General features: G+C 40.2%; 10 protein-coding genes and 1 pseudogene. 4 read left to right on the forward strand and 7 right to left on the reverse strand.

Annotated features, from left to right (window positions below):
* The 6 genes and pseudogenes from BTV99_RS13340 to mobC all read right to left on the reverse strand — a co-directional run.
* Positions 1 to 271: pseudogene (locus BTV99_RS13340) on the reverse strand (replication initiation protein); the annotation flags it as partial.
* 255 nt (positions 272 to 526) lie between these two features.
* Positions 527 to 982, reverse strand: coding sequence for a hypothetical protein (locus BTV99_RS12300; RefSeq protein WP_075102655.1), 456 nt, complete (start codon positions 980 to 982; stop codon positions 527 to 529).
* Positions 983 to 1132: 150 nt separating this feature from the next.
* A complete protein-coding gene (locus tag BTV99_RS12305; RefSeq protein WP_143507139.1) occupies positions 1133 to 1621 on the reverse strand; it encodes a hypothetical protein in 489 nt (162 codons plus the stop codon).
* Positions 1622 to 1910: 289 nt separating this feature from the next.
* Positions 1911 to 2483 (reverse strand): hypothetical protein, encoded by a 573-nt coding sequence (locus BTV99_RS13345; RefSeq protein ID WP_143507141.1) that lies wholly within the window; start codon positions 2481 to 2483, stop codon positions 1911 to 1913.
* Between the two features lie 3 nt (positions 2484 to 2486).
* Positions 2487 to 3026, reverse strand: a complete 540-nt coding sequence (locus BTV99_RS13350; RefSeq protein WP_143507143.1) for an MbeB family mobilization protein — start codon at positions 3024 to 3026, stop codon at positions 2487 to 2489.
* Positions 3027 to 3721: 695 nt separating this feature from the next.
* Positions 3722 to 4054 carry a plasmid mobilization relaxosome protein MobC gene (mobC, locus tag BTV99_RS12315; RefSeq protein WP_083608653.1) on the reverse strand — a complete coding sequence of 111 codons (333 nt, stop codon included), beginning with the start codon at positions 4052 to 4054 and terminating at the stop codon, positions 3722 to 3724.
* Between the two features lie 291 nt (positions 4055 to 4345).
* On the opposite strand from mobC, the gene BTV99_RS12320 reads away from it, so the two are divergent.
* The 4 genes from BTV99_RS12320 to BTV99_RS12335 all read left to right on the forward strand — a co-directional run bounded on the left by BTV99_RS12320 (position 4346) and on the right by BTV99_RS12335 (position 6596).
* The gene (locus tag BTV99_RS12320; protein ID WP_075102659.1) at positions 4346 to 4717 is read left to right on the forward strand and encodes a TIR domain-containing protein; all 372 of its coding nucleotides are present in this window, start codon (positions 4346 to 4348) and stop codon (positions 4715 to 4717) included.
* A 17-nt stretch (positions 4718 to 4734) separates the two neighbouring features.
* Positions 4735 to 5004: a hypothetical protein gene (locus BTV99_RS12325; protein WP_075102660.1), complete on the forward strand. Its 270-nt coding sequence runs from the start codon at positions 4735 to 4737 to the stop codon at positions 5002 to 5004.
* A gap of 68 nt (positions 5005 to 5072) precedes the next feature.
* The gene (locus BTV99_RS12330) at positions 5073 to 6071 is read left to right on the forward strand and encodes a caspase family protein (protein ID WP_075102662.1); all 999 of its coding nucleotides are present in this window, start codon (positions 5073 to 5075) and stop codon (positions 6069 to 6071) included.
* Positions 6072 to 6596: a toll/interleukin-1 receptor domain-containing protein gene (locus BTV99_RS12335; RefSeq protein ID WP_075102661.1), complete on the forward strand. Its 525-nt coding sequence runs from the start codon at positions 6072 to 6074 to the stop codon at positions 6594 to 6596. It begins immediately after the preceding gene.
* A 68-nt stretch (positions 6597 to 6664) separates the two neighbouring features.
* Here BTV99_RS12335 and BTV99_RS12340 read toward each other — a convergent pair.
* On the reverse strand, positions 6665 to 7427 hold a 763-nt coding region (locus BTV99_RS12340; protein WP_075102663.1), incomplete at its 5' end, for a replication initiation protein.

The raw sequence follows: 7427 nt of genomic DNA on the forward strand, positions 1-7427 counted from the left end.
GTTCTTCTGCCCAACGCATTGCGCCATGCTTATGATCAATGTCTAGGCAAATGAAGTGGGTCATGCAAGGGGGGTTATGTTGGATGTACCGCATTTTGACAGCTGTTTGCTTTGGACGAATGACAAGAATGCCCAAATCATCGGTGCAATAAGGCTTATGAGGGAGTGTTTCGTATATTTCCGGTAGTATTAACATCACGCACACTTGTGTTGGTGCGCCTGCTGATATAAAATATCCGTATCGAAAAATGGGTTTTATATCTGCTGACACAGATTAAAATTCATCTAACCCCTGAAGCTGGCCGGCTTCGGGGGTTAGTCGTTTCTAGCACTTGAGTTTACGCTCTCATTCTTGTTTCGTCAATCAGCAACATCTTCGTAAAGCCACGCCATTTAAGGCGTGCATCGCCCTAAATATTTGTGCCTACATTATGCTACATACTTGAAATTGAGTAAGACCTTTTGAGACGTTTTTATTCTTGCTATTTTCTTTTATAAAATCAAAGTCACAATAATGTTATCGAATTTAAAAACCATCAGTTAGATAACGAGATTTGAAAGCAATGCGGCTTAAGCCTTGTGCGCCACGATCAGCTAAAACCAATACGAGACAATTTGAAAAATACTGTCTCGCATTGGTTGAATCTAAGATTCTCTCTCTCTGCTCAATAGAGAGTGAATCTAAAGTAGTCGCCTCTTCACATACCAGTGCAATAAAATTTGGTTTAGATACCTCTCTATTTAATATTATGCCATTTCTCAATCCATTTTTAGGTATAAGACCTTTTTGTTCTAGAGCTTTTCCAGAAAACAGAATTAAGCTATGTGACATTTGCTCCCTTTGCTTTGCGCTACTATTCTGTAGAATATTAACCCACTCAGACATCGATTTTGAGCCAACATCATTAGCATATTTATACTTCTTCAAAGTAAGCACTATGTAAACAACAACAATGCCAGCAATAACTAAACCAATCGACATTTTCTATAATCTCTCTATTTTGTGTAAATAAAACCAAGATAAAGCAATCAAGCATGGATGCAGATTACGTAACCTTGCTGAATTTAGTTGATCTTTTAACAACTATATCTCCTTTTGTTATAAGTTTTATTTATAGAAAAACCTCTGATACTACCATGACTGTTGCTCTTTATTAGTCGCATACCTAGCCATAGCCATCAAAGCCTCTTTGCCCTTATAAAGATTGCCTTCAGAGTGAAAGCCCTCGAAATACAATCTACAAAAACAGTTATAAAAGTAAACTCTAGTCTGGTTAGATTCGTTCAAGGGGAAGTCGCTAGAGTCTGAGAAATGATCCTGAATATGAGTCGTGACCAAGGTTAGTATTATGACGTCTGAAGCATAAATTCTAGAGCCTGAGAATATTTTTTTAAACTCTCCCTGTGAGATTATATGTGCTCTCTCTAACAGACTTCCTGTTTCAAGTAAGGTGGTATGACTCATTACTTCTCGTTCTTTTTTACTTCCCCCTTTAGCTAGAGCCATCCACTCATTAAAAGGTCTAAGCGTTAACTGGGTAGCATTTTTGAAAGAAAAAATGCCTCTCATAAAAAGAAATAGAGCTACTGTTATCACAGCAACTATTAGAAAAATTTCCACTATCACCTCTAAAAATATATTAAGTAGCTTAAATATAACGACTTCATGGCCTAGACCCATAAAATAGTTTCGGAATCAGATTCTCTGGTTTTATCTTAACTTGATTATCATAGTGAATAAATACAGTAGCAAGTCTTAAAGCTCCATGAGCTTTAATATCACAGCGTAACCCTTGATAGTATTCTTTAAGTTGACTATTTCCACTGCTTTAGAAATTACATTCTCATACTCGGAGATCGTGACCTTGTGGGCGCTCTAGCACGCTCAAGTTCTTGCTCTTTAGCTTGTATTAGCTCTCTAATTTGTCCAGCAATCTGTTTAACTCCTTCACTTCCGTCTGTATTTCTGTCTGCGAGCCTGTTATTTTCGCCTGTGATTGTTCTATTTTGATCTGTGCGTTCACTAATTCCTTCAATTCGTCCTCTAACCTCACGGTATCGCTCTCTAATTGCGTCGTATCGCTCTTTAGATAATCGGGCGGTGTTATCGTGCTTTGATACGTCTGCAATTGCGCTACGAGCTGCATTTGTACGTTTCCTAACGCCAATAACTCGCTTATCAACGTTGATTGCGTTGTTGCGTACTGTCTCCGATGCTTGACCCAACCACTGAACACGCTTGTTTGTTCTGTCATTGAAGTTTGCAACTCCTTGAACAACGTCGGCAAGCGTTCCAGCTCTTGCGTCTTCGTCTGCGCCAATTTGTTCAATAAGGCTGTCAATTCCGCTATATCCTGGTCTTTCTTGCTTAACTGCTGCTGTGTGTATCGCTCTTGGTCGTCTAGCATCTGCTCTTGGCGTTTGATCGTGTCCTGCTGTGCTTGCAGGGCTTGTTGTACTTGCTCTAGTAGTCTCTTGTCCATAACTTACCTCTGACTGTAGTCGATGGGCTGCTGTGTTTGCGGCTTTTGAATGATGTAGGTCGGCTTCGAGAATTTGTTGACCAACGCTGCCCCTATAACCATGCCCAATGCCAGTACCATGATTGCGACGAAGCTGGTAACTATCACCCATTTTTTCATTTCTGATTTGATGACCTGCGCTATCCGGTCTTCTCGCTGCGTGATCAGTTGTTTGATGTGCTGTGTATAGGCTTCTATCGTCCTTTCCATCTCTTCTGCGAACTGCTCTAAATGCTCGGTGGTATGGGCTTGGACGTTGTTCGTATAGGTTTCGAGGGCTGTAGACATATCGGTTTGATGCTTTGCTAACATGGTTAGCAATTGCTCGTTGCTGGTGTCTAGGCTTTCCATGCCTTGCTTGATGATAGTCTCGCTTTCTTGCAACTTCGCTGTCATAAAGCTGTTTAGCTGCGTCGTAGCGTTCTGTACTTCTTGCTCGATAGTCTTCGCTTGCTGTTGTGACTGTGTTTTGAATTTCGCTGCTAAAGTTAAAATCTCGCTCATATAGTCCGCCTGTCAGCCTGATATTTCGTTTCCCTGCTGGGTTCTTGATAGAGATCGCTTTGTCCGTCTCTCTTGCTATCTCAAAGCCACTGCTCGTCAATGCTTGGACAACATCGGCACGATTGGTGATTACGCCCTCAATTACCAATGCTTGTAGACCCTCAGTAATGGCTTGTCTTGCGTCTTTGATCTCTCTTGGCAAGTTGTCACGCTGCGCCATTAGTCGCTTGTTGGCTGGATCATTAGGGTCAGTAAAACCATGCTCGATGTTTTGTATGTCTTTCCATGCGTTCACTCTGCGCTTATCCACGCTGTGAACATAGGGCTGAAATGCTCTGCCATGTTCCAAGTCAACGTTAGCAAAGACAAAGTTCAGCTCTAACCTGCCTTTGTCACGATGCTCAATCCACGAAACGCTTACTCTATCAACGTCTAGCCCTGCTCTAATGGTCTGCTCAAAGCCGTCCATCAAGGCATTTTTTTGTTCTGTAGTGACTTCGTCGGCTGATTCAGTGAACGATAAGCAGCCACTGGTATATTTTTGCTTAAAGTCTAGGCTATCAATAAGCATGGCTTGGTTGTCTATATCGCCTCTTAGCACCTCGGCACCAAGACGTTTACCGTCGGGCTGCTCTTTGTCTTTAAGCAGATAATCAAACACACCTTTGCTGCCACCAGTGCCATTCGTGAAGAATTTAACGATCATCAGGCATACTCGATGCTAGTGCTTTGTCTAGCGTGGTTTGCAAGTTAAGTAAGGCCATCAATACGGAGTTACCGACTTCTTGCCCTGTGTTGGTCTGCTTGGCGATTTGGTTGATGTTGATACCGATGCGATTAATAGCTCGTACCAATTCGGGGTCGGCACTATGTACGATTTTTTTGTGCTTGGGTTTAGGCGCGGATACCGGCTGATCGAGTACCAATCTGCGAACATAATTAGACGTATCGTGCTGACCTGCACGCTTTTTGATGTCTGTAATTTCTTGATCAGACACTCTTATTTTGAGCCATTTTGTCCTTGCCATGTTCGCCTCGCTCTAGCGGTTGTTTTTTACCCCTCACGGCTTTATGTGAGGGGTTGGGGTTAAGGGGTTTCCCCTTACCAGTATGCCTTGGGTCAATAGTAACGTAGTGAATATTGTACCCACGGTATATGCTAGCTTATTTATTAAATTATAATTAACATATTTGAATGGGAGACTAAAACAGAATTATCTTTTACACGCACTTTCAATTAACTTTCAAGTACCCATATAAGCATAATAATAAACATTAAACGAGTATTTTTTTAACTCGATATACTTTGAGGACTTAATATGGCTACTCCTAAAATCCTATTCATAGCATTTGCTATTGAAGACCAAAACCAAAGATCTCTTTTGAAAGGGCAATCTCTTCACGTGCGATCACCTTTCACGTATACAGATATGTCGGTTAAACAAGCTTACGATTCAGATTGGAAGGAAAAAGTTCGTACAAGGATAAAAAGATCTAACGGAGTAATTGTACTTGTTAGTAAAAACTCTTTGGATTCTAGCGGACAAAAATGGGAAATTCAGTGTGCTAAAGAAGAAAGAAAGCCCATTCTCGGAATCTGGGCTTATTCGTCTGACAGAACGAATATTTCAGGCGTAAACACAAAAGTATGGAATGATTTAAATATCAGTTCATTTATCGATTCAATTTAGCAATTGAGGGTAGACATATGAGCTTAGATAATTATTCAAATAAAACACAAGAACTGATTGAGAAACTAGCAGCGATAGAGCACGAGCGCTGGGCACACTGGCAAAGCTATTTACACTCAAAATGTAAAAAAAATAGCGATGGCAGTCTAACTATACCAAAAGAACTAGTCGATAAATGGGATAAGCAGATAGCAACTAGCTATTATGAATTAACTAAAAAAGAGCAAGATAGTGATCGAGAGCAGGTGATGAAGTACTTGGATTACATCATAGAATTTAAAAAATAATGATAAATTTAATCTCAAGTTTAAAAAAAAATTTGAATAATTTATTTAACAATAGAAGGAAGAAACTTGTGAGAAAAGCTTTAATAATTGGTGTCAATGACTACGATAATATTAGTTCATTAAACTGGTGCGAGAATGATGCCGTAGGTATGGAACAAGCTCTGGAGCGCAATGCAGATGGTAATCCCAATTTCTCAGTCCAATTATTAACAACTAACAATCCAATGGGTGTAAGAGGTATACAAACTAAGCAGAAAATTCGAGAGCTTTTTCAAGGAGACGCTGATGTAGCATTATTTTATTTTGCAGGTCATGGCTCATTTAATGAAGATATGAGTGAAGGGATTCTTTGTCTACAAGATTATCATCATCATGATGATAATGGCTTTATACGCATATCTGATATTCTGAAATACGCCAATGATTCTAAAATTAAAAATAAAATAATCATCTTGGACTCATGCAACTCAGGGGCTGCAGGTGAAGATAGAAATGCAAAGGAAAATACAAGTACTATTGGAGATGGAGTGACAATCCTTACAGCTTGTACGAAAAATGAATACGCTAATGAAAGTCTAATGGATCAGCATGGCCTATTTACAGGCCTACTTTTAGAAGGCTTGACTGGCGGAGCTTCTAATATTCTAGGCCAAGTCACACCCGGTAGTTTATATAGCTTTATTGATAATGCTCTAAATGTATGGGAACAACGACCTGTATTCAAAACTAACGTCTCAAAATTTATTAGTTTGAGACAAAACAATCCACTAGTAGACCCTAGTATTTTAAGAAAACTACCTCAGTGGTTTGAATCTCCAGGTGCAATATTCCATTTAGATCCTTCATTTGAACCCGACAGAACGAGTGTAGCTGACGAGTTAAAGCACCTACCCGTAGACAGTAACAACTCAGCGATCTTTAAAGATCTACAGAAATGTAATCGCCATGGTTTAGTAATACCTCATGAAGCAGAGCATATGTTTTTTGCAGCCATGGAGTCTACTGGATGTAAACTAACAGCCCTTGGCGAGTACTACCGAAAAATATGTATTAAGGGGCAGATTTAGATGCCTGTTTTCATAAGTTATAGGCACACGGATAGAAATACAGCTTTCGCTATAGCCAGAAAATTATCAGCTAATAACATTAGTTACTACTTGGATATAATCGATGAAGAATCAAAAAGCACCGATGATATAACAGAGGTCATAACTAAGAACATCAAAAAAAGTACACATTTGATAGCTGTAATTTCTAGTAATACTGTAGGATCCTGGTGGGTACCTTTTGAGATTGGAGAAGCTACAATAGCAAATCGAAGGATATGCTCATATGCTATTAGAGTGGATTCACCAAACCTTAGTCTCATGTCATACAGGCAAATAACGAGGCTCTTACCTGAGTACTTGCAGAAATGGCCAGTATTAGTATCTAGCATAGACCTAGAAGAGTTTATTAACCAGTACAGAGCAGACAACATCACCTTTGGAATTGAAGAATCAAGGAATAAACAATTTGATAGCCTAAGTAATAACGAGCTTACAAAAGCTGGGGCCGATAACTTCCACCGCAACCTCAAGAGACAACTGTAGAAAAATAGCCTAAGCAGCCATCCTTCGCGAGGGCTGTTATCTGATTTAGGCTTATCCAGTGCAACTTTTTAAAGCTTACCTAGTTTCTTATGATTATAGTAAGTTCTTCTCGAAATACCTAAGTCCTCCCAAGGCTTCATGGATTGCTCTGACGTAGGGTCAGGCTTACGTTTAGAGACTTTACCACCTTTACTACCTTTAAGTGCCTGACGATAAACAAACTCATTATAGTGATATCCATCATGCTTCCAGCAGTATTTAGCTATGCTTTTTGCAGTGGCTTTGATTTCTGAGTACGGTAATGGTTCTGAAAACATCATATTGACGTTCTGAGCATGTTTAAGTACTGAGTTATACCATGGCTCCCATGTCTTGCCTCGATGCTCTCTAATCGCAGAATAAGCCCAATGACGAACAGTATCGAACAGGGAACAGTTCCTACCAAGTCCGTACTCTTTCTCGGTCGCTGTTAAAGGTCTCAGATCAATAAAATCTGCTAGATAACTCAGCTCGTAGGCTTCTTTTGTCCATACTTCGGTACGCCAATGTTCGTGCATGGGGTTTTTGGTGATGAAGTTGGTATAGCCGACGTCTGCTCTTGTCTCTCTAACAAGCCCTGCTTGTATCTTAGCGAGATAGTCTAAGGCTTTACGACTGCCATGCTCACTGGTACAAACGGGCGTTTTTAGCTCATAGACGATGTGAGCATGTCCGTTTGAGGGATTTTGGCTTGTCCACCGTGGCGGTGGTAGGTGTTCTTCTGCCCAACGCATTGCGCCATGCTTATGATCAATGTCTAGGCAAATGAAGTGGGTCATGCAAGGGGGGTTA

Origin of the sequence: Psychrobacter sp. Rd 27.2, assembly GCF_001921755.1 — a bacterium.
Taxonomy (GTDB): domain Bacteria; phylum Pseudomonadota; class Gammaproteobacteria; order Pseudomonadales; family Moraxellaceae; genus Psychrobacter; species Psychrobacter celer.

Bases quoted from the DNA above. Each gene is read 5' to 3' on its own strand.
- BTV99_RS12300 (WP_075102655.1), bottom strand. From the start codon at position 982: ATGTCGATTGGTTTAGTTATTGCTGGCATTGTTGTTGTTTACATAGTG.
- BTV99_RS12335 (WP_075102661.1), top strand. From the start codon at position 6,072: ATGCCTGTTTTCATAAGTTATAGGCACACGGATAGAAATACAGCTTTC.
- BTV99_RS12320 (WP_075102659.1), top strand. From the start codon at position 4,346: ATGGCTACTCCTAAAATCCTATTCATAGCATTTGCTATTGAAGACCAA.
- mobC (WP_083608653.1), bottom strand. From the start codon at position 4,054: ATGGCAAGGACAAAATGGCTCAAAATAAGAGTGTCTGATCAAGAAATT.
- BTV99_RS12325 (WP_075102660.1), top strand. From the start codon at position 4,735: ATGAGCTTAGATAATTATTCAAATAAAACACAAGAACTGATTGAGAAA.
- BTV99_RS13350 (WP_143507143.1), bottom strand. From the start codon at position 3,026: ATGAGCGAGATTTTAACTTTAGCAGCGAAATTCAAAACACAGTCACAA.
- BTV99_RS13345 (WP_143507141.1), bottom strand. From the start codon at position 2,483: ATGGACAAGAGACTACTAGAGCAAGTACAACAAGCCCTGCAAGCACAG.